Annotated in this window: 19 protein-coding genes and 1 pseudogene; 10 read left to right on the top strand and 10 right to left on the bottom strand. The window is 72.4% G+C overall.

The features are described from left to right. Positions 1-41: 41 nt before the first annotated feature. From OG594_RS19780 to OG594_RS19770, 3 genes and pseudogenes are all read right to left on the bottom strand, one after another. On the bottom strand, positions 42-1,208 hold the full coding sequence (locus tag OG594_RS19780) for an alanine--tRNA ligase-related protein (RefSeq protein WP_266600721.1): 1,167 nt from the start codon (positions 1,206-1,208) through the stop codon (positions 42-44). A gap of 379 nt (positions 1,209-1,587) precedes the next feature. After that, a pseudogene (locus tag OG594_RS19775) lies at positions 1,588-1,854 on the bottom strand (chloride channel protein); the annotation flags it as partial. A 365-nt stretch (positions 1,855-2,219) separates the two neighbouring features. Next, positions 2,220-2,840: a dihydrofolate reductase family protein gene (locus OG594_RS19770; protein WP_266600720.1), complete on the bottom strand. Its 621-nt coding sequence runs from the start codon at positions 2,838-2,840 to the stop codon at positions 2,220-2,222. Between the two features lie 330 nt (positions 2,841-3,170). Between OG594_RS19770 and OG594_RS19765 the strand changes: the two genes are divergently transcribed. Both OG594_RS19765 and OG594_RS19760 read left to right on the top strand, forming a co-directional pair. After that, positions 3,171-3,737, top strand: coding sequence for an HPP family protein (locus OG594_RS19765; RefSeq protein ID WP_266600718.1), 567 nt, complete (start codon positions 3,171-3,173; stop codon positions 3,735-3,737). A 79-nt stretch (positions 3,738-3,816) separates the two neighbouring features. Then, the gene (locus OG594_RS19760; RefSeq protein ID WP_266600716.1) at positions 3,817-4,035 is read left to right on the top strand and encodes a hypothetical protein; all 219 of its coding nucleotides are present in this window, start codon (positions 3,817-3,819) and stop codon (positions 4,033-4,035) included. Positions 4,036-4,058: 23 nt separating this feature from the next. Here OG594_RS19760 and OG594_RS19755 read toward each other — a convergent pair whose 3' ends face one another. Beyond that, the gene (locus OG594_RS19755) at positions 4,059-4,367 is read right to left on the bottom strand and encodes a hypothetical protein (protein WP_266600714.1); all 309 of its coding nucleotides are present in this window, start codon (positions 4,365-4,367) and stop codon (positions 4,059-4,061) included. A 422-nt stretch (positions 4,368-4,789) separates the two neighbouring features. Here OG594_RS19755 and OG594_RS19750 point away from each other — a divergent pair, with 422 nt between their 5' ends. From OG594_RS19750 to OG594_RS19725, 6 genes are all read left to right on the top strand, one after another. Continuing rightward, a complete protein-coding gene (locus tag OG594_RS19750; RefSeq protein ID WP_266600712.1) occupies positions 4,790-6,010 on the top strand; it encodes a cytochrome P450, cyclodipeptide synthase-associated in 1,221 nt (406 codons plus the stop codon). A gap of 152 nt (positions 6,011-6,162) precedes the next feature. Further along, positions 6,163-6,555, top strand: coding sequence for a nuclear transport factor 2 family protein (locus OG594_RS19745; RefSeq protein WP_266600710.1), 393 nt, complete (start codon positions 6,163-6,165; stop codon positions 6,553-6,555). Positions 6,556-6,652: 97 nt separating this feature from the next. Further along, positions 6,653-8,656 carry an ATP-binding protein gene (locus OG594_RS19740; RefSeq protein WP_266600708.1) on the top strand — a complete coding sequence of 668 codons (2,004 nt, stop codon included), beginning with the start codon at positions 6,653-6,655 and terminating at the stop codon, positions 8,654-8,656. A gap of 117 nt (positions 8,657-8,773) precedes the next feature. Beyond that, positions 8,774-10,312: an MFS transporter gene (locus OG594_RS19735; RefSeq protein ID WP_266600706.1), complete on the top strand. Its 1,539-nt coding sequence runs from the start codon at positions 8,774-8,776 to the stop codon at positions 10,310-10,312. A 98-nt stretch (positions 10,313-10,410) separates the two neighbouring features. Beyond that, the gene (locus OG594_RS19730; RefSeq protein ID WP_266600703.1) at positions 10,411-10,851 is read left to right on the top strand and encodes an SRPBCC family protein; all 441 of its coding nucleotides are present in this window, start codon (positions 10,411-10,413) and stop codon (positions 10,849-10,851) included. Between the two features lie 95 nt (positions 10,852-10,946). Further along, positions 10,947-12,317, top strand: coding sequence for a carotenoid oxygenase family protein (locus OG594_RS19725; RefSeq protein WP_266600701.1), 1,371 nt, complete (start codon positions 10,947-10,949; stop codon positions 12,315-12,317). A 120-nt stretch (positions 12,318-12,437) separates the two neighbouring features. On the opposite strand, the gene OG594_RS19720 is transcribed toward OG594_RS19725, so the two are convergent. The 4 genes from OG594_RS19720 to OG594_RS19705 form a co-directional block, all read right to left on the bottom strand. Continuing rightward, positions 12,438-13,841 carry a dipeptidase gene (locus OG594_RS19720; RefSeq protein ID WP_266600699.1) on the bottom strand — a complete coding sequence of 468 codons (1,404 nt, stop codon included), beginning with the start codon at positions 13,839-13,841 and terminating at the stop codon, positions 12,438-12,440. After that, the gene (locus OG594_RS19715; RefSeq protein WP_266600697.1) at positions 13,834-14,280 is read right to left on the bottom strand and encodes a hypothetical protein; all 447 of its coding nucleotides are present in this window, start codon (positions 14,278-14,280) and stop codon (positions 13,834-13,836) included. Before OG594_RS19715 ends, OG594_RS19720 begins: the two co-directional genes overlap by 8 nt. Continuing rightward, on the bottom strand, positions 14,277-15,752 hold the full coding sequence (locus tag OG594_RS19710) for an APC family permease (RefSeq protein ID WP_266600695.1): 1,476 nt from the start codon (positions 15,750-15,752) through the stop codon (positions 14,277-14,279). The genes OG594_RS19715 and OG594_RS19710 overlap by 4 nt, the downstream gene beginning before the upstream one ends. Positions 15,753-16,040: 288 nt before the next feature. After that, positions 16,041-16,397, bottom strand: coding sequence for a carboxymuconolactone decarboxylase (locus OG594_RS19705; protein ID WP_266600693.1), 357 nt, complete (start codon positions 16,395-16,397; stop codon positions 16,041-16,043). Positions 16,398-16,613: 216 nt separating this feature from the next. Between OG594_RS19705 and OG594_RS19700 the strand changes: the two genes are divergently transcribed. Next, entirely contained in the window at positions 16,614-17,468 is an 855-nt protein-coding gene (locus tag OG594_RS19700; protein WP_266600691.1) for an alpha/beta fold hydrolase, read from the top strand. On the opposite strand, the gene OG594_RS19695 is transcribed toward OG594_RS19700, so the two are convergent. Both OG594_RS19695 and OG594_RS19690 read right to left on the bottom strand, forming a co-directional pair. Continuing rightward, on the bottom strand, positions 17,465-18,382 hold the full coding sequence (locus OG594_RS19695; protein WP_266600689.1) for an NAD(P)H-binding protein: 918 nt from the start codon (positions 18,380-18,382) through the stop codon (positions 17,465-17,467). The two genes, OG594_RS19700 and OG594_RS19695, sit on opposite strands and share 4 nt — an antisense overlap. Next, the gene (locus OG594_RS19690; RefSeq protein ID WP_266600687.1) at positions 18,379-18,819 is read right to left on the bottom strand and encodes a nuclear transport factor 2 family protein; all 441 of its coding nucleotides are present in this window, start codon (positions 18,817-18,819) and stop codon (positions 18,379-18,381) included. Before OG594_RS19690 ends, OG594_RS19695 begins: the two co-directional genes overlap by 4 nt. Before the next feature lie 95 nt (positions 18,820-18,914). Here OG594_RS19690 and OG594_RS19685 point away from each other — a divergent pair, with 95 nt between their 5' ends. Further along, complete coding sequence (locus tag OG594_RS19685) at positions 18,915-19,526, top strand: TetR/AcrR family transcriptional regulator (protein ID WP_266600685.1); 612 nt, start codon at positions 18,915-18,917, stop codon at positions 19,524-19,526. The last annotated feature ends 86 nt before the right edge of the window (positions 19,527-19,612 follow it).

Here is a 19,612-nt window from a genome sequence, read left to right as displayed (position 1 = left end):
TGCGGCGAACACGGCTGCCCACAGCAGAGATTGACGCTTCGTCACTCCCGCAGCAGGCTCGTCACCAGCTCGCGCGGCAGCCCGTGGGTGTCGTGGAGGTAGTGGAAGTCCTCCCGGGTCAGCGGGCCCCGGAACCGGGGGCGGGCGAGCACCTGCCGCCCTCGTTCCAGGAGCCGGCGGAAGCGGCGCTCCTCCTCGCTCAGGATCCGGCGTACGTCGCCCGGGCCCATGTCCTGGCGGAAGTGGTCCAGCGTGTGCCGGACCAGTTCGTCGGGCAGGTCGTCGATGCTCCGCGAGGCGTCCTCCCGCCACAGCACGGTGAGCAGCCGGCGCACCAGGCGTCGCAGCACGTAGCCCTGCCCCGTGTTGGCCGGGCGCACGCCGTCGCCGAGCACCACGATGGCCGAGCGCAGGTGGTCGCAGACCACGCGCAGCGACCGTTCGTCCAGGGGCCACAGGGCCGGGACGAGGCTGCGCCAGGGGTCGAAGACGTCGCACTCGAACACGGACGACTTGCCCTGGAGCAGGGAGGCGAGCCGTTCCAGGCCGAGGCCGGTGTCCACGTTGCGCTGGGGAAGGGGCACCAGGGAACCGTCGTCGAGTCGACGGTGGGTCATCGTCACGTGGTTCCACACCTCCACCCAGCGGTCGTCGCGGGTGGGCGTCGACTCGGGCGGGCCGTCGCCGCTCCACAGGAAGATCTCCGAGTCGGGACCGCACGGTCCGACGGGCCCGTTGGACCACCAGTTGTCCTCCACGGTCAGTTCGACGGGGACTCCGAGCTCCTGCCACAGCTCCAGGGAAGCGGTGTCCGGCCCGGTCCGGTCGTCGCCGGCGTGGACGGTGGCGTACAGCCGGCCGCGGTCCACGCCCAGCCCCTCGGTGAGGAGCCCGTATCCCCAGTCGAGACTGAGCGGGCCGTCGTAGTCGCCCAGCGACCAGGTGCCGAGCATCTCGAAGACCGTCAGGTGGGTGGCGTCGCCGACCTCCTCCAGGTCCGTGGTGCGCAGACAGCGCTGGACGTTGACCAGCCGCCGGCCCAGCGGGTGGGGGCGGCCCTCCAGGTACGGAGTGAGGGGGTGCATGCCGGAGGTGGTGAAGAGGACGGGGTCGCCGGGCGGTGGCAGCAGCGTCGAGCCGACGATGCGGCGGTGCTCGCGCTCTTCGAAGTACTCGACGAACGTTCTGGTCAGCTGCTCGGTATTCATGGGGTGACTCCTTCGCATCGAGCGGAAGGGCACCGGAGAACGGAACCGTTCAGTCTCCGACCGGGGGCGAGCGCGCCGCGGCACAACCGACGGACCGTTGTCCGGTCGCCGGGGAGAGAGGGGAAGGTCAGGCGGCGGCAACCGGCGAGCTGGTCGCTCGCGCGGTCGCGGTGGTGCTGGGGCCGGTGACGTTCATGCGGCCAACCATAGTGCGAGCCCGCCGCCGGTGCTCGGGCTTTTCGCGCCGGCGGGGGGTGGGGGCGTCACCGCCTGCGACCCTCGGCCCGGAGGCCGCCACCCGTTCGCCGAGAGCTACTCCGTCGTGGTTTCCTTCCGGCCTCGAGGCGGACGGCGAGGCAGAGCACCAGCGCCGCCACCGTCAGGCTTCCGCCAGCCAGCAGGCGCTCGCTCGGCTGGTCACCACCGCCCGTGAGGACGGATCGAAGGCCATCAGCGCGCCGGACGTCATCCCGGACCGGATGAACAGCGACCCGCCCAGCGGGGCGGAGAACGCCACCGCCAGGCTCGCCCCGCGTGGCGCGGTGTGCAACATCCGTGCGTCCTCCGCGCCCTCAGCGCCCTGCACGTCCAGGCGGCCGCGCCGGCCCGCCGCGGACCCGATCGCGGCGCCCCTCTGGACGATCGGCCCTCCCTTCCCAGGACCAGGCCCGAGCCGATCGCGCTACGACTGCCCAGGAACTTCGCCGGCCGCGGCCGGAGCGTACGGGTTTCGGCCTCCTGCCGCCATACGGCTTCCACGTGCTGGATCCCCCTGCCCGCGCGGCGTGCGGCAACCGCTGGGCGATCGCGCACGCCACCGCGGCGCCCACCGCGGCGCGGACGACCGGGATCAGTCGGCCCGCCGCCCCAGCCCGGCTGCCGCCCGGAGGGCCGAGGCCGAACCGCGGCCCGTCGGCGTGCTCCGGACACCACCGGAACCCGCCGCCGACGAGCCCGACCAGAGCTCCCGCCACCCCCGCGATCACGGAGGAGCGGCCGGCCCTCCGCCGCTCATTCCTGGTGCTGGGGCAGGTGGGTCTTGGCATCGTCGTACGTCCCCTCGCCGGGTGCGGTGGCCACGGCGTAGAAGAGGTTCAGCACACCGGTCCGGAAGGTCTCGGCGGACACCAGTTCCAGCGGGATCGACGGCGCGTCCTCCTCGAACAGGCGCATGCCGTTGCGCACGGCGATCGGGTGCAGCAGGAGGTTCAGTTCGTCCAGGAGCCCGGCGGCCAGCAGGTGACGTACGACGGAGACCGAGCCGCTGATCCAGACGGGGGTGTCCGCACCCGGCTCGTGCTTCAGTGCGGCAACCGCTGTGGTGAGGTCGCCAACGAGCGGTTCGGAGTTCCGCCAGGTGAAGTCGTACGGACCGTTGGACACCACGATCTTGCGGGCGTCACCGAGCACCTTGGCGAACGGCGCGTCCTCCCCGCCGGCGGCTTCCCGGTCCGGCCAGGCGCCCGCGAAGCTGTCGTAGGTCCGGCGCCCGAGCAGCAGGGTGTCGGCCTTGCCGAGGGTCGCGTCGACGGCCGCCCCCATCTCCTCGTTGAAGTAGGGGAAGTGCCACTGATCGGGCGCCTCCACGACACCGTCGAGCGAGATGAACAGCTGCGCCTTGATCTTCCTCATAGCGGTCTCCGGGAGCTCGTGGTCGGTCCGTCCGCGTACGGCCCCATCCAAGGGCACGCGGCAGCCGTACGCCGCGCGACTCCCCGGCGGCTCCGTGCGGGGACACCGCGGACCGCGGCGACGACGTGGCCGGCCCTCGGGCTCGGCTCGGCTCGGCTCGGAGCAGCGATCGGGCGCCACGCCTGGGGGCGCCGCACCTGGGGGCGCGGCACCCGTCGTACGAAGGCGGCGTTGTAGGCCGGTGACAGACCAGCGGTGCAGGGTGGTCGACGGTGCGACCCCTCCCGTCGTTCCGCCGACCCGTGCACCGCCGTTCCAGGAGCCGCCCCCGTGAACGCTGACTCCGCGCTGCCCGACCTGCGCGCGCCCGGCCCCGGGGCGCCTCGCGAGGACGTACCGCGTCCGGAACCGGGCGGGCGCCGGAGTTCCGCCTGGCCCGGCGCGGCGGCGGCCCTCCACGGCGTCGGCGCGGTCACCGCCGCCCTGCTCGTACTCGCGGCCATCGGGGCGGTGATCAGCGAACCGGTGCTCGTACCGTCCCTCGCCGCCAGTGCCGGAGTCCTGCACAGCACCCCCACCCTGCCCGTGGCCCAGCCCCGGAGCGTCGTCGTCGCGCACCTGCTGGGTGCCGGAGCCGGGTACGTGGTCCTCGCGCTGGCACAGAGCAACCCCTGGAGTGCGGCGCTGGCCGGGGGGTTGACGTTCGCCGCGACCACCCTCGCCCGGACCCCGCACTCACCCGCCTGCGCCACCGCCGTCGTCGTCGTGCTACAGACCCCGGCACCCGCTCGGTTCGTGCCCCTGCTGCTCGGCTCCGCCGTGGTCCTCGTCCTCGCCGGTTTCGCAGCGTCCCGCGTACGCCGGGGAGCGGCCCGGTACCCCGTCCGCTGGTGGTAACAGCCGTGCGCCCGGAACCTGGCTGCGCCGGCTCGAACCCGAACTGCGGCGCCGGACCGCCGGTGGCCGGTCGGACAGCGTGCACGAGACGGCGTACGACGGTCTTCGACGGGGCAGCCTGCTTCCCGATGACGGGGCACTCGTCCGGCTGCTCCTCGGGTACTTCTCGCTCGACGACCTCGATGCGCACGGCGGATCGGTGCCCGAGCGGTACCGGGACCTCTGCACGGCCTGGTTCCCCGGAGGGGGCTCACCGTCGCTGCCGATGCCGTACGCGCACCGCCTGGACCGGTATTGAAGGTTCCCCCTCTGGCGTCACCCTCACCGGGGCAGGAAACCGAGGATCCTCGCCAGTGCGGCGGCCAGACTGAGGTGGGTGACGGTCAGGAGCACCCACTCCATGGGGCCCATGCGCCACCGGCTGCGGGCCGTCAGTCGCCATTCGTACACCACGGAGCCGACGGCGAACACGAACAATGGTGCCCAGAGGACGGCCCACCAGGACCAGACGTCGGTCAGACGGAGCACGAGGGCCAACACCGCGAAATACGTCACGGACGGGCCCCAGCCCGGCTTCTTCTTCTTCTCCTCCTCCTTGACTGCGGACGGCGATCCTGACGAGGCGTTCACGGTAGGTAGGTCCTCTCGGGTTCACTGGAGCCAGGGACACAGGGGATGCTGCGACCGCGGCTGCCGCAACGCCCTTCCGTTCGAACAGAGTTCAACCCTAACCGTCGGTGGATCAGCCGCGATCGGGTTGGTGCCGGCGAGCCCCGCCCTGACGACGGCAGGGCCGACCTGCGCCGAGAACGACGCGTCTTGCATCGATTTCTTCCCGATGGTCGGGTGTGAAGCCGCCCCAACTGGCGCAACCCGTGCAGCCGTTCCCTCGTCTTGCAGGCCGGACGGCCCGCCTGCCCGCCCTCTCGCGAACGCGAGGGACGGCAGGCGGCGTCCCGGCCGGAACCCCCTTCGGCCAGGACCAGGGCGCGGGCTTCGCCGACCCGTCTCTTGTTCCTTCCACGCGTCGCGCAGTTCGAGAGGTCTTCACCATGCCCGTGGTCGATACCGGTTTCAGCGTCCTGTCCGAGGACTTCGCCGCCGCCCCCTACCGCTACTTCGCACGGCTGCGGGAGCAGGCTCCGGTGCACTACGAACCCGCGATCGACAGCTACTTCCTCTCCCGCTACGAGGACGTGAAGCGGGTGCTGACCGACCACGAGGCGTTCAGCACCGAGACCCTGCAGGTACGCGCCGAGCCCGTGATGCGCGGGCCGGTCCTCGCCCAGATGACCGGGGCCGAGCACACCGCCAAACGAAGAATCGTGGTCCGGGCCTTCACCGGCCGTGCCCTCCAGGACCAGATGCGCGTCATCCGCGCCACCGCCGCCGAACTCGTGGCCCCCTTCCTCCCCCTCGGCCGGATGGACCTGGTCAACGACTTCGGCAAGCCCTTCGCCATCCACGTGACGCTCGACGTCCTGGGCCTGGACCGCAGGGACTGGCAGCAGGTGGCCGCCTGGCACGGCGGGGTGGCCGAGTTCATCACCAGCCTGACCCTCACTCCCGAACGCCGCCGCCACTGCACGGACTGCGCCGAGCAGTTGGAGGCCCACCTCCTCCCCGTGATCGAACAGCGGCGCCGCGACCCCGGCGAGGACCTGATATCGACGCTGTGCACCGCCGAGTTCGACGGCATCGCCATGAGCGATCGCGACGTCACCGCGCTGATCATCAATGTTCTGGCCGCCGCCACCGAGCCCGCGGACAAGACGCTGGCCCTGCTCTTCAAGCACCTGATCGACCACCCCGAGCAGCTGGCGCGGGTCCGCCGGGACCCGGACCTGTTGGCCGCCGCGATCGCCGAGACCCTGCGCTACACCCCGCCGGTGCAGCTCGTTCCCCGCCAGGTGGAGGAGGACACCGTGTTCGCCGGCACCACCGTCCCGGCGGGTGCCACCGTCTTCTGCATGATCGGCGCGGCCAACCGCGACCCGGGCGCCTTCACCGCCCCGGACACCTTCGACATCCACCGCCCGGACCTGGGCACCGCCCGCTCCTTCACCGCGGCCGCCGAGCACCTGTCCTTCGGTACCGGACTCCACCAGTGCGTCGGCACGGCCTTCGCACGCGCCGAGATCGAAACCGTCGCCGCGATGCTCCTGCCCCTGCTCGACCAGGTCCGCCACAGCCCCGGCTTCCGGTACCAGGAGGCCGGCCTGTACACCCGGGGCCCGCTCGCGCTGCCACTGGACTTCACCCCCGTCCCCTGACGCACCACCGGCGGTGACCGACGAGCACGACCGGCGTTCGTCCCGCCCCGCCCACCCCCGCCCTCCCCCGCCCTCCCGGGCACCGTCCTCCGCGGCTCCAGGAGCCCGGACTTCTTCCGTACACCCCCCACTCCCCCCAGGCGAAGACGACCATGACATCGACCGACATCACCCGAGCCATCAACGATCTGCTGTTCACCCCGGGCCTCGACCTCACCGAAGCCGTCGACCGGCACTTCAGCCCTGACTACCGCCAGCGCACGAACGGCGTGTGGAGCGACCGCGCCTCCTTCGTCCAGCACATGGCGCGCCTGCGCTCCCTGATCCGCAGCGGGCACATCGAGGTGCACGACGAACTGCGCGACGGACCGCGCTACGCCGATCGGCACACCGTCACCCTCCTCCACCACGACGGCCACACCTCCCGCACCGAGGTCTACCTCTTCGCCGAGCTGGCTCCCGACGGCCGCTTCCAGCGCGTCGAGGAGACCACTCTGCTGGTCGCCGGCCACGGCGACGACGAGAACCTCGGTCTCGTCACGTGACATGAACGGCTCCGCCACGTCGGAGCCAGGTGGTCCGCGCAGGGTCCCGGACCACGCGATCACAGTCCACTGCTGGAACAAAGGGATGGAGCCCGCCATGGTGTCCGTGGGGGAAAGACTGAGCAGAGCACGCGTACGGGCCTTCGTCGGCCGGGACGAGGAACTCGGTCGCTTCGGCGAGGCGTTGGCAGGAGATCCGCAGGCGCCGTTCGCGTTCTACGTGTACGGGCCGGGCGGCATCGGGAAGTCGACGCTGCTGCGGCGACTGGCGGACCACGCCCGGGCGGCCGGGCGGCTGCTCGTCGAGCTCGACGGCCGGTTCGTCAGCCGGGACCCGGCCGATTTCGAGCACGCCGCCGGACCGTTCCTGGACGTTCCGGGGACGGTCCTGTTCGTGGACTCCTTCGAACACTGCCAGTGGCTGGAGAGCTGGCTGTGGCACCACTTCCTGCCCCGCGCCGCGGACGACACCCTCGTCGTCCTGGGCGGCCGGCGCGCTCCGCAGCCGCAGTGGGCCGCCGATCCCGCCTGGTCCCGGCTCCTGCACGTGAGCGAGCTGGAGCCGTTCTCCGCGGAGCAGGCCCGGAGCCTGCTGGTGGCCGCACAGATCCGACCCGAACTGCGCGACCGGGTGCTGCGCTTCGCCGGGGGCAACCCGCTGGCGCTGTCGCTGGCGGCCGCGGCCGGATCGGAGGGCTGCGGCCGGGAGGAGATCTGGGCGCCGACGGCGGACGTCCTGCGCACCCTGCTGGCGGGTCTGATCGGGGAGGTGCCCACGGCGGCCCACCGCCGCGCACTGGAGGTGGCGGCGCAGGCCCACTCGACGTCCGAGGAACTGCTGGCCGCGGTCCTCCCCGGGGAGGACGTCCATCCGCTCTTCTCCTGGCTGCGGGACCTGCCCTTCATGGAGTCCACCCTGCGGGGCGTGTACCCGCACGACGCGGCGCGCGAGACGCTGGCCGCCGACCTGCGCTGGCGGGCGCCCAACGCCTTCGAGGCGATGCGCCAGCGCCTGGCGGACGAGTACCTGCGCATCCTGCGCGAGGCGCCCGAGGAGCGGGTATGGACCGTCACCGACGACCTCTTCTACCTGTTCCGGGAGGGTGCGACGCTGGCCCGGCTGCGCTCCTGGTCCCGCGAGGACGAGGTCCACGACCGCCCGCTGCACCCGGACGACATCGATGTCATCCTGTGCATGGCCACCGAGACGGAAGGGGCCGCCTCCGCGGACCTGGTCCGCTACTGGGCGCAGCGCCAGCCGCAGGCCTTCAGCGTGTACCGGCTCGTGAGCACGGGCCGGATCGTGGCGTTCACGGCGCGGCTGGCCCTGTCGTCCCCTCCCGATGCCCAGGACCTGGCCACCGATCCCGTCGTGGCCGCCGCGTGGCGGTACACCGAGGCCACCGCGCCCGTGAGCCCCGGTGAGCACATCGGCGTCAGCCGCTTCTCGATCTACCCCGAGCGGTACCAGGTGCCCTCGCGCGTCATCGACCTGAGCAGTTCCCGGGCCCAGGCCGAGGCGGCCCGCGCCCGCGGGCGCGCGTACGGCTTCGCCGTCTTCCGCGACGCCGAGACCTGGGCCGAGCGCGTCAAGGGCACCCTGGCGGACACGGGGGCGCGGCCGCGGGTCGGCGAGTACACGTACGGGGTGTTCGGCGTCGACTGGCGTCAACTGCCGGTGGAGTCATGGCTCATGCACTTCATATCGGCCACCGAGATGCCCGCCGCCCCGGCCGGCCCGTCGCCCGTTTCGCGCACCGCGTTCGACCGGGCCGTACGCGAAGCGCTGGCCCACTGGCGTGATGCGGACGCGTTCGCCGCCTGTGCCCTGATGCGCACCCGGCTCGCGGCGGACTTCGGTGATCCTGTCGGGGAGTTGCGCGCCCTGCTGCGCCGGGCCGTCGACGACCTCGGGCTCGACCCGCGCGGGGTGCGCGCCCGCGAGGCCCTGACGGCGGGCCACTTCTCCGGTGCGCCCACCCAGGAGGCCGCCGCCCGGCGCCTCGGCCTTCCGTACGGAACTTACCGTCGCCACCTGCGCCAGGGCCTGGACCTGCTCTGTGAGGCGTTGTGGCAGCAGGAGTTGCACGACCCCCGTTAGCGGCCGGCGGACGCGCTCCCTCGGCTCGAGCGGGTGGACAGGTGCGGACAGGAGTGGACAGTGGCCGCCCCCGTCGGGCCTGGAGAGTGAACACCGTCCGGGCCGAGTCTGTGCGGCATGAACGTTGCACTCACGCAGACGGGCCGGGCAGCGGGCCGGACCCCCGGGCCGGGAGCGGTGCTCGCCGCGCTCGCCGCGGCCCAGTTCACCGTCATGCTCGCCACCTCGATCGTCAACGTGGCGCTGCCGCAGATCCGTGCGGGGGCCGGCCTGTCGGACGGCGGGACCACCTGGGTGGTCAACGCCTACGGCCTGGCGTTCGGGGCACTGCTCCTGGCGGGCGGCCGGGTCGCCGACCTGCTCGGCCGCCGCCGGGTGCTGGCCGCCGGGCTCGCCGTGTTCGCGCTGGCTTCGGTGGCGGCGGGACTGACCACCTCCGCCGGCGTGCTGATCACGGCCCGTGCGGTGCAGGGCGTCGGGGCCGCCGCGATCGCCCCGGCCGCGCTCGCCCTAGTGATGGACCGGTTCCCGCCCGGCCCCGGGCGCGGCAGGGCCCTGGGCGTGTGGGGGGCGGTCTCCGGCGCGGGAGCGGCGGGCGGCGTGCTGCTGGGCGGGGCGCTCACCCAGGCGTGGGGCTGGCCCTGGATCTTCCATTCGGTGGCGCTCGGAGCGGCGGCGGTGCTGGCTGCCGTGGTGGCGCTCGTACCACGGGACGCGTCGGCGGAGGGCGGACGACAGGATCAGCGGCTGGGCGCGCGGCAGGGCGGACGGTTCGACCTGCTGGGCACGGTCACCGTCACCCTCGCCCTGACCTGTCTGGTGTGGGGGCTGACCACTGCACGCGGCGCCGGCTGGACGGACGCCGGGGTGCTGACCGCCCTTCTGGGGGCCGTCGTGCTGCTCGCGGCCTTCTGCGTGGTCGAGCGCCGCCGGCCGAACGCGCTGATCCCGCCCAGGCTGTTCGCGACCGGCCGGGTCGCCGCGGGCAACCTGCTGATGGCGCTGCTCGGGTCCGTATGGATCGCCCTGTTCTTCTTCCTGCCGCTCTACCAGCAACAGGTCCTCGGAGCGGGCCCCTTGATCACCGGGGTGGGACAACTCCCGCTCGCCATCGCCCATATGATCGGCTCCGCGCTCGCCCCGCGCATCGCCCGGGTCATCGGTGCCACCGCGACCGTCACCGCCGCCCTGTTGACCGAGGCCGCCGGCCTGTTGTGGTTGTCGTGGATGCGGGCGGACGGGAGCTACCTGGTCGATGTCTTCGGGCCGAGCGTCCTGGTCGGACTGGGTCTGAGCATCGCCTTCGTCCAGCTCACCGCGCTCGCCGTGGACGGAGTGCCGCGGCAGGACGCGGGGCTCGCCGGCGGGCTCGTGAACACCACCCGACAGGTCGGCGGCGCGATCGGACTCGCCGCCCTCGCCACCCTGGCCGGCTCGGTCACCGCCCACGCGGCCAACGGCCAGCCCCCACTCGAAGCACTCACCGCGGGATACCGGGCCGCCTTCACGGTCTCCGCCGCGGTCCTCGCCGCCACCGCACTCCTCGCCGTGCCACTCACCCGCCGGACCGGTGCGCCCTCCCGGACCGCCAACGCCGCCCGACCGACCACCGACCCGGGAACTTCCCCGCTCTCCCCCGCCCGGCAGAACCCATAGGGGGCGCCTTGTCGATCGTGCCGGGTCCGATCGACAAGACCCTCTGGCTCGGCCACAGCCGCACCACCGACAGATCTCATCCAGAAGGAAGTACAGCCATGGTCACCATCGACGAGACCGCCCCCGTAATCGTCCGCCTGAGCACCGTGATCGACGCGCCGCTCACGACCGTGTGGGCGCTGCACACCGACGTCGCGGCCTGGCCCGCCTGGAACACGGACATCGACCGGACGGAGGTCGACGGACCGCTGCTGCCCGGCAACTCCTTCCGCTGGCTCACCCACGGCCTGGACATCACCTCCACCGTGCAGGAGCTCGATCCCGGGAAGCGGATCGTCTGGGGCGGGACCGTCGAGGGCATCGTCGGCATCCACGTGTGGGCCTTCGAACCGTCCGAAGCCGGTGTCGTCGTCCACACCGAGGAGTCCTGGAGCGGCGCCCCGGTCGACGCCGAGACGGACGAACTCGGCAAGGCCCTCCATGACTCCCTGCAGGGCTGGCTCGCCCACCTCAAGAACCGTGCCGAACGGACCGTCTGACCGAGCGCCACGTCCACGCTTCCGCGCACCTACAGATCCGCACCTCCAGGTCCACGCGTCCACGCGTCCACGCATCCACGAAAGGGATTCCTGCCATGACGACCACGACCATCCCGCCGTACCTGACCGGCCACTACACCCCCGTCGCCGAGGAGGTCTCCGTCTCCGGCCTCACCGTCGAGGGCACGCTGCCGCCCGAGCTGACGGGCCGGCTGTTGCGCAACGGGCACAACCCGAAGCCCGGTGTCACCCCCACCCACTGGTTCAAGGGCAGCGGCATGGTCCACGGCATCCGGCTGCGTGACGGGCGCGCCGAGTGGTACCGCAACCGCTGGGTCCACACCCCCGCCCTCGACGGCGCCCCCTACATGACCGAAAACGGCCCCGACCTGACCGTCAGCGCCGCCGGCACCCACGTCATCGAGCACGGCGGCCGCCTCCTCGCCCTGTGCGAGGCCAACCTCCCCTTCGAGCTCACCGCGGACCTGGACACCGTCGGCGCCTACGACTTCGACGGCACACTGCGCACCGCCATGACCGCGCACCCCAAGGAAGACCCCGTGACCGGGGAACTCCACTTCTTCGCCTCCTCACCCTTCCCGCCGTTCCTGACCTACTACGTCGTCGACGCCAAGGGGGCCATCACCCATAGCGCCGAGGTCCCCGGAGCGACCGCCTCGCTCAAGCACGACTTCGCCATCACCCGCCGCCACGTCGTCTTCGTCGAGGGCAACGTCACCTTCGACCACGCCGAGAGCTCCGGCATCCCCTACAGCTGGAGCGACGAGCAGCCCTCCCGGATCGGCATCATGCCCCGCGGCGAGGACGGCGCCCGCCACACCCGCTGGTTCTCCATCGAGCCCGGCAACATGCTCCACGTCTCCAACGCCTACGAGGACGACCAGGGCCGCATCGTTCTGGAAGGCCCCACCGTCGACCGCGAGGGCTTCCGCCTCTCCTGGAACTGGTGGGTCGGCGCGCCCGAACGCGGCAGCGAACCCGTTTCCCGCTCCTACACCCGCCGCTGGATCCTCGACCTGACCGCCGGTACCGTCGACGAACAGATCATCGACGACCTCCCCGTCGAGTTCCCCACCGTCAACGAGGACTACCTCGGCTCCGAACACCGCTACCAGTACGCCATCTCCTTCCCCGACGAGAAGGGCTTCGGCGGCTACGGCGTCGTCAAGTACGACCGCACCACCGGCGCCCGCCGCATCCACCAGATCGGCGACGCCCGCATGCCCGGCGAAGCGGTCTTCGTCCCCGCTGCCGGCACCGCCCGGGAGGACGACGGCTACCTCCTCACCGTCGTCTCCGACCTCAAGCAGAACGCGTCACAGCTCCTCGTCCTCGACGCCGCCGGCCTCGACCGCATCGCCACCGTCCACCTCCCCCACCGCGTCAGCGCCGGCCTCCACGGCTCCTGGATCCCCGACAGCACCCTGGAGGGCTCCGCGGGCTGACCCCTGGGCGGGGATGCGAGCGCGCTCTGCCGCATCCACCCCCGCCCACCGAGAACGGCCCTCCCCCCGGGGCCGGTTGCCGGAGCCGCGAGATGTTCGCGGCTCCGGCTTTCCGCCGTGTCAGCGCGCCGACGCGTAGCCGAGGAGGAAGAGCGCCTCGACGAGGGCCATGGTGCGGATCTCGCTCGGATCGACGCTCTCGTCGGGCGCGTGGATCAGGCAGCGGGGCTCCTCCACCCCCATGAGAATGATCTCCGCGTCCGGGCAGGTTCCGGCGAGTACGTTGCACAGGGGGATGGAGCCACCCTGGCCCAGGAACTCCATCGGGCGGCCGTACGCCTGCTCCATGGCCCGTCCCATGGCCCGGTAGGCCGGCCCGTCGGTAGCCGCGCGGAACGGCGACCCGGTGCCCTCCTTCTCGACCGAGACGCGGGCTCCCCAGGGCGCGGCGGCCGTCAGGTGCGCGGTGAGGGCGGCCAGCGCGGCTTCGGAGGCCGTCCCCGGTGGCACGCGCAGGCTCACCCGGGCCCGCGCCTTCGCCGGTACGGCGGCGGCGGAGCCGACCACGGGCGGGCAGTCGATCCCGAGCACCGTCACGGCCGGGCGCGCCCAGAGCCGGTCCGCCACCGAGCCCGAGCCGGTGAGGCGGACCCCGTCCAGGACGGAGGCGTCGGCCCGGAACTGCTCCTCCTCGTACGGCACCCCGGTCCAGGTGCCGGTGCAGTCCAGGCCGTCGATGCGGGTGCCTCCGTCGGCGTCGCGCAGCGTGGAGAGCATCTGGATCAGGGCCGCCAGGGCGTCGGGGGCGGGACCGCCGAACATGCCCGAGTGCAGGTCGCCGCGGAGGGTGGTGACGGTGACGACGACGTTGGCGAGGCCGCGCAGCGCGGTGGTGGCGGTGGGGCGGCCGACGGCGGCGTTGCCGGTGTCGCAGATGAGGAGCGCGTCGGCGCAGATGTCGCCCGGGTGCGCGGTCACGTACGCTTCCAGCCCGCCGGTGCCCTGCTCCTCGGACCCCTCGGCGACGAACTTCAGCCCCACGGGCAGGTTGTCGCCCAGGGCCCGCAGTGCCGTGAGGTGCATGACGATGTTGCCCTTGCAGTCGGCGGTGCCGCGTCCGTACCAGCGTCCGTCGCGCTCGGTGAGCGTGAACGGCGGAGAGGTCCAGGCGGCTTCGCCGAGCGGCGGCTGCACGTCGTAGTGGCAGTACAGCAGTACGGTCGGGGAGCCCTCCGGGCCCGGCCGGTGGCCGAGGACGGCGTGGCTGCCGTCGGCGGTCTCTTCCAGGCGTACGTCGATCAGGCCGGCCTCGGTGAACGCGTCGGCCACCCACCGGGCGGCCCGCTCGCATTCCTCGGGAGGGAACTGCCGGGGGTCGGCCACCGAGCGGATGGCGACCAGTTCGGCCAGGTCGGACTTGGCGCGGGGCATCAGCGCGTCGATGCGCTCGGCGAGGGAGAGGGCGAGCGCGCGGGCGGCGGCGTCGGGGTCGGCGCCGGCCGTGTCGCGGGCGGGGTCAGCCATCGTCGCGCCTCACCGTCTGTTCGGTCTTCAGGTCGTTGATCTCGTCCTGGATGCGGTGCAGGGTGTCGGGGCAGTAGACCTTCAGCACGAGCGCCTCCGCCTGGACGGCCCGGCGGTCGACGATGACCGGGCGCTGGCCGGGTCCGGTGGCGCCGTTGGAAAGGTTGATCTTCCACAGGGCCGACTTGAGGGCGGACGCGGGGTCCTCGCAGACGATGCCCCCGTCCTCGCCGAGCGCGCGGGCCAGGGTGTGGGGATCGGGCCGGGTGAATCCGGCGGCGACCAGTTCGTCCGTGAGCTGGTTGGCCTTGTCCAGGGCCTGGTTGGTGGACCGTACGGCCTTGTACTGGATCAGCCCCACCACGACGAAGCCGACGAGCAGGACGATCGCGCCGATGTAGATCCACCTGTGCTGGGAGGCGAAGCGGGTGGGGCTCATGCCACGTCTCCCGTCGACTCCGCGGCCGCGGTGCGCCAACTGGGCTTGCGCATCCGCAGGCAGAGCCAGGGGATGACCACCCCGAGGAGCAGCAGGCCGCCGCCGACGATGGCGACGTAGCTCCAGACGCTGCCGCCGCCGAACTGCGAGGAGGGCACGAACCCGATGACCATGGCCGCGGCGGAGGCGAGGAAGCCGACCACGCAGATCAGGCTCAGGGCCGGGGCGCGGTATCCGCGCGGGTGGTCGGGGTGGGTCTTGCGCAACCGCATGGCCGCCAGGAACATCAGCAGGTACATGATCAAGTACACCTGGGTGGTGATCACCGAGAAGATCCAGTAGACGCTGGACACGTTGGGGATCAGCGCGTACATCAGCGCGATCACGGTGGTGACGATGCCCTGGGTGACGAGGATGTTCTGCTGGACGCCGTGGCTGTTGAGCTGTTGCAGGAACGGCGGCAGGTAGCCCTCTTGACGCGAGATCAGCAGCAGGCCCTTGGACGGGCCGGCCAGCCAGGTCAGCATCCCGCCCAGGGAGGCGGCCACCAGGGCCACCGCGGCGATCGGGGTCAGCCAGCCGATGTGGAAGTAGGAGAAGAACGCGTCGAAGGCCTGCATGACGCCCGCGGTCAGCGACAGCTGGTCGGCGGGGACCACCCAGCTGATGGCGAGGGCCGGCAGGATGAAGATCAGCAGCACCATCCCCATCGCGAGGAACATCGTCTTGGGGAACTCGCGCGGTGGGTCCTTCAGCGACGAGACGTGGACGGCGTTCATCTCCATGCCCGAGTAGCTCAGGAAGTTGTTGACGATGAGCACCAGGCTGGCGAGGCCCGTCCAGACGGGGAAGATGTTGGCGGCGCCCATCGGGGCGGCGGACGGGTTGCCCTGGCCGAGGAACACGATGCCGAGGACCACCAGCAGGGAGCCCGGGATGAGCGTGCCGATGATCAGGCCCCAGGAGGCGAGCCCGGACAACGCCTTCGTGCCCTGCGCGGACACCCAGACGCCCGTCCAGTAGAGGACGACGATCACGATGGCCGTGTAGACGCCGTTGGAGGCCAGGGCCGGATCGATGACGTACGCCAACGTACTCGCGACGAACGCCAGCAGGCTGGGGTAGTAGAAGATCGTCATGGCGAACTGGCACCACACGGCGAGGAACCCGAGCGGCTTCGACAGGCCCTCGCTCACCCACCGGTACACGCCGCCCGACCACCCCGACGCGAGCTCCGCCGAGACCAGCGACGTCGGCAGCAGGAAGACGATCGCGGGTACGAGGTACAGGAACACGCAGGCCAGGCCGTACACGGCCATGGTGGGCGCGGCGCGGAGGCTGGCGACGGAGGCCGTCGTCATCATCGCGAGGGTCACCCAGGTGAGCGTGGGGGTGCCGGTCCTGGCCGCTGCGGCCTCGGTCGGCACGCCCTGGGGGCGATCGTCCGGAAGGGGAACATCCATCGCGCTCAAGGGGGCCTCCGGGTCGACAGGGTCGATCCTGTCAAGACTCGCCCGGGCCCGCGCGGGGGGCGAGCCGGGTTCGGCCGTCCGGAGGAACCGGTGGACGTGGCGGACCTGCCGGCAGCACGCCGTACCGGCTGCCGGCGCGTCCGTGCGTCCCCGTGGGAGGGCCAAGGCCGATGCGCAACTCGCGGACTTCCCCGCCCGGCTGCTGCGCCTGCCGTTCCCGGTGCCGGGTACGGCAGGCGCAGCAGGTTCGGCAGTCGCGGCAGGCGCGCAGCTCAGGTCGGGAACGGATCAGGACTTGTGGCGGCTTTCTTCTTCGGCGGCGGCCATGGCTTCAGCTTCGCTTTCGAGCATGGCTATGGCGACGCCGAACGCTTGGGCTATGTGGCCCGCGGCCGACATGACGCGCGCGGTGCCCACGACGGGGGCGATCGCGACGAGCACGTCCTGCAGCTGCTCGACGGTGAAGTCGGCCTTGACCGCGGGGCTGATGTGCGCCAAGTAGGAGATGGCCGGGGCGTCCATGGCGACGAGGGCGGCGATGCGGGTGGTGATGAGCGTCTTCTCGTCCATGCTGCAGTGTTCGATGGAGTCGATGGTCATCGCGGCGAGCGTGTCGAGAACGGGAGCGTCAGACCTGGTGGCCATGTGGGAACCGCCTTTCGGTGCTGAACTGAGCCGGACGCGCCGTCCCCGACCGCGGGACCAGGGGCGTGTCGGCGGGTTGCCGTTTCAGCGTAGGCGCCCCCCGGAGCCCGCGCCCGTTGGACCGTCCGGGCGAACACCGGCCGCCCGGGCAGTGCGCCGACCGGCCTTCCGGACCCGCACGCGTGGGCATCATGGGACGGGCGAGGAGGAGCGACGATGGCTGAGCGCGTGATCGAGGTGGACGGCATCGGGCTGTGCACCGAGTCCTTCGGCGATCCGTCGGATCCGCCCGTCCTGCTCGTCATGGGCCTGGGTGCTTCGATGCTCTGGTGGGAGGAGGGCTTCTGCCGGATGCTCGCCGCGGGCGGGCGCTTCGTGATCCGTTACGACCACCGCGACACCGGCCGGTCGGTCACCTACCCGCCGGGCCAGCCCGGGTACACGACCGCGGACCTGGTCGCTGACGCCGTCCGCGTGCTGCGCGCCCACGAGGTCCCGGCCGCGCACGTCGTGGGCGTCTCGGCCGGAGGGGCGCTCGCGCAGCTGCTGGCGCTCGGTCACGCCGGCCGCGTCCGGTCGCTCGTCCTGATCAGCACGTCCTGCGCCGTGCCGGGCGGCCCTGAGCTGCCCCCGCCGACCGAGGAGTTCGTACGGTTCGTCTCGGCAGCCGACGCCGAAGAGCCGGATGCCGACGCGGTGGTGGAGCACCAGGTCGCCTACGCACGGGTGCTCGCGGGCGGGCGGCGCCCGTTCGACGAGGCCGCCGCCCGCGACCTGGTCCGCCGCGACGTCGAGCGCGCCCACGATTTCGGCGCGGCCCGCAACCACGACGCGCTCCCGGACGGCGCGATCGCGCAGGCTCCGCTGTCCTCGATCGCCGTACCCGCGCTGGTGATCCACGGGACCGCCGATCCGATGTTCCCGCTCCGACACGGCCGGGCACTCGCGGAACGGATCCCCGGGGGACGGCTGTTGGCCCTGGAGGATGCCGGGCACGGGGTCGAGCGAGCGGACTGGGCGACGATCGTCGCCGCGATCCTCGAGCACACCGCCGCGGGCCCCTCCGGCTAAGGGGCGCTCCTCGTCGGGGCCGCGTCCGCCGAGGTCGCGCCCGCCGGGGCGGCCCGGCCGCAGAGCTCCCGTACGGCGACCGTCCGGAAGTCGTGCGGCGGGCGGCCGGTGAGACGGTGGACGGTGTCCGTGGTGCGGTCCTCGGCGCCTTCGGCGATGGACCGGTCCATCCCGGCCAGCATCGTGGCGAACGCCGACGGCATGACCGCGGCCAGGCGGTCGCGCATGTCCTCGTAGGTGAGCTGGTGGTGCACCACCGGGCGGCCGGTGACCTCGGTGAGGAGTGCGGCGACGTCGTCGTGGCTCAGCGCCTGCGGCCCGGTGAGGACCAGGTCGGTGTCGGGCGCGCGGTCGTCGGTGAGGGCGCGGGCCGCGACGGCGGCGATGTCGTCGGCGTCGACGAATCCGACGCGGCCCGTCCCGGCCGCGGTCCGGATGACGCCGTCGGCGCGGATGCCGTCGGCGTGGGCGTGCGCGCCGGTGAAGTTCTGCATGAACCAGGAGGGGCGCAGTACCGCCCATTCGTCGAACAGGCCGGGGAGGGCCCGGTGCACCCGTCCGACCGCCGGGCCGCCCTCGGTGATCGCCGAGGAGCTCAGCAGTACGGCGCGGCGCACACCGCAGGCGCGGGCCCGTTCGAGGAAGGGCAGCATGACCGCCGCCGGGTCCGGGTCGCCGATGGGCGGGACGAGGTAGACCCGGTCGGCCCCGGCGAGGGCATCGGCGAAGCAGGTGGGGTCGTACCAGTCGAAGCGGACCGGATCGGCGCCCGGGAGCGGCGTGGCCCGGCGGCTGCCGGCCTTGACGCGCTGACCGGCGGCGACGAGGTGCGCCGTGGTGCGGCTGCCGGTGGTGCCGGTGGCGCCGATGACCAGGGTGGTGCGGGTCGGGGGCGTGGGGGCGGTGGTGGTCATCGGGCGCTGCTCCTCGTGGGGTCCGTCATGAAGGCCGCCCCGGGTTCGTGGACGGCGAGGGGGTTCCAGTAGTCGCGGTAGGAGGTGAACTGCCCGTCCTGGACGGTCACGACGGCGATGTAGGTCATGTCGAAGGGGCTCCCGGTGGCGACCAGGCGGCCCACTCCGCGCATCTCGACCACGAGGGTGCCCGGGTCGGTGGTCTCGTGGATCCGCAGGTCGGGGAAGTCGTGCAGGTCGATGTGGTCGGGATAGTTGCGCATGTAGGCGGCGATGGCCTCCCGCCCCTCCAACCTCCTGGGCCAGCCCGGAGGGGCGAAGGGGAACTCCATGGCGCCGTGCTCGGCCCACAGGCCGACCCAGGAGGCGATGTCCTTGTCCAGGAGCAGGCGGAGGCTGTGGCGGTACAGATCCGGGGGTGTGGTGGTCGCGGGCACGACGGTTCTCCGTCCATTACGATACGGACCGACGGTCCGCTTCTCTCCCCGCAAGATACGGACCGCCGGTCCGTTTTGCAACCGGAGGGAACCCGATGCCCGTCGAACGCAAGCCGCGCAAGGACGCGGTCCGCAACCGGGCGGCCGTCTTCGCCGCCGCCGACACCCTGTTCACCCACTGCGGGAGTCCCGAAGACGTGACCATGGCCGACATCGCGGCAGCGGCCGGCGTCGGCAAGGCGACGCTCTTCCGCGCCTTCGGCGACCGGGGCGGACTGATCCGCGCGCTCTACGAGGCACGGCTCGAACCGATCAGGGAAGCGGTCGAACGGGGCCCTGAGCCCCTGGGGCCGGCCACACCGGCGGCCCGGCGCGTACCGGCCCTGCTCGACGCCCTCTTGTGCTTCAAACTCGACAACCGCCACCTCGCCCTGGCCTTGGAGGGGAGCGGCGCGGACAGCCCCTACCGGACGGAGCACTACGAGCAGTGGCACACCCTGCTCCGGGACCTGCTGCGACTCGTCCCCGGTCCGGCCGACACCGACTTCCCCGCCCACGCCCTGCTCGCGGCCACCCGGGCCGACCTGGTGGCGCACCTGGCCGGCGAAAAGGGCGTACCCCGCGAGGAGCTCCGGGCCCAGCTGGCGGGCTTCACCGCGGCGGTCCTCGACGCCCGTGCGGGGCGAGGACCGGCCGCCGGGGAATGACCGCCCGCCCCCGCGGGCGCCGGCGCCTCCGTGAGACCGGCCGGTGTCGTGGGCGAGGGCCGCACGGAGCCAACAGCGGGTGGGCG

Origin of the sequence: Streptomyces sp. NBC_01214 (assembly GCF_026340975.1) — a bacterium.
Lineage (GTDB): Bacteria > Actinomycetota > Actinomycetes > Streptomycetales > Streptomycetaceae > Streptomyces.
The sequence above is the reverse complement of the archived record's forward strand: the minus strand, read 5'-3'. Positions and strand labels throughout refer to the sequence as shown.

What these genes read in the sequence shown, in the direction of transcription:
- OG594_RS19685 (WP_266600685.1), top strand. Translation starts at nt 18,915, where the DNA reads ATGCCCGTCGAACGCAAGCCGCGCAAGGACGCGGTCCGCAACCGGGCG.
- OG594_RS19750 (WP_266600712.1), top strand. Translation starts at nt 4,790, where the DNA reads ATGCCCGTGGTCGATACCGGTTTCAGCGTCCTGTCCGAGGACTTCGCC.
- OG594_RS19715 (WP_266600697.1), bottom strand. Translation starts at nt 14,280, where the DNA reads ATGAGCCCCACCCGCTTCGCCTCCCAGCACAGGTGGATCTACATCGGC.
- OG594_RS19770 (WP_266600720.1), bottom strand. Translation starts at nt 2,840, where the DNA reads ATGAGGAAGATCAAGGCGCAGCTGTTCATCTCGCTCGACGGTGTCGTG.
- OG594_RS19730 (WP_266600703.1), top strand. Translation starts at nt 10,411, where the DNA reads ATGGTCACCATCGACGAGACCGCCCCCGTAATCGTCCGCCTGAGCACC.
- OG594_RS19720 (WP_266600699.1), bottom strand. Translation starts at nt 13,841, where the DNA reads ATGGCTGACCCCGCCCGCGACACGGCCGGCGCCGACCCCGACGCCGCC.
- OG594_RS19700 (WP_266600691.1), top strand. Translation starts at nt 16,614, where the DNA reads ATGGCTGAGCGCGTGATCGAGGTGGACGGCATCGGGCTGTGCACCGAG.
- OG594_RS19735 (WP_266600706.1), top strand. Translation starts at nt 8,774, where the DNA reads ATGAACGTTGCACTCACGCAGACGGGCCGGGCAGCGGGCCGGACCCCC.
- OG594_RS19725 (WP_266600701.1), top strand. Translation starts at nt 10,947, where the DNA reads ATGACGACCACGACCATCCCGCCGTACCTGACCGGCCACTACACCCCC.
- OG594_RS19740 (WP_266600708.1), top strand. Translation starts at nt 6,653, where the DNA reads ATGGTGTCCGTGGGGGAAAGACTGAGCAGAGCACGCGTACGGGCCTTC.
- OG594_RS19745 (WP_266600710.1), top strand. Translation starts at nt 6,163, where the DNA reads ATGACATCGACCGACATCACCCGAGCCATCAACGATCTGCTGTTCACC.
- OG594_RS19705 (WP_266600693.1), bottom strand. Translation starts at nt 16,397, where the DNA reads ATGGCCACCAGGTCTGACGCTCCCGTTCTCGACACGCTCGCCGCGATG.
- OG594_RS19695 (WP_266600689.1), bottom strand. Translation starts at nt 18,382, where the DNA reads ATGACCACCACCGCCCCCACGCCCCCGACCCGCACCACCCTGGTCATC.
- OG594_RS19780 (WP_266600721.1), bottom strand. Translation starts at nt 1,208, where the DNA reads ATGAATACCGAGCAGCTGACCAGAACGTTCGTCGAGTACTTCGAAGAG.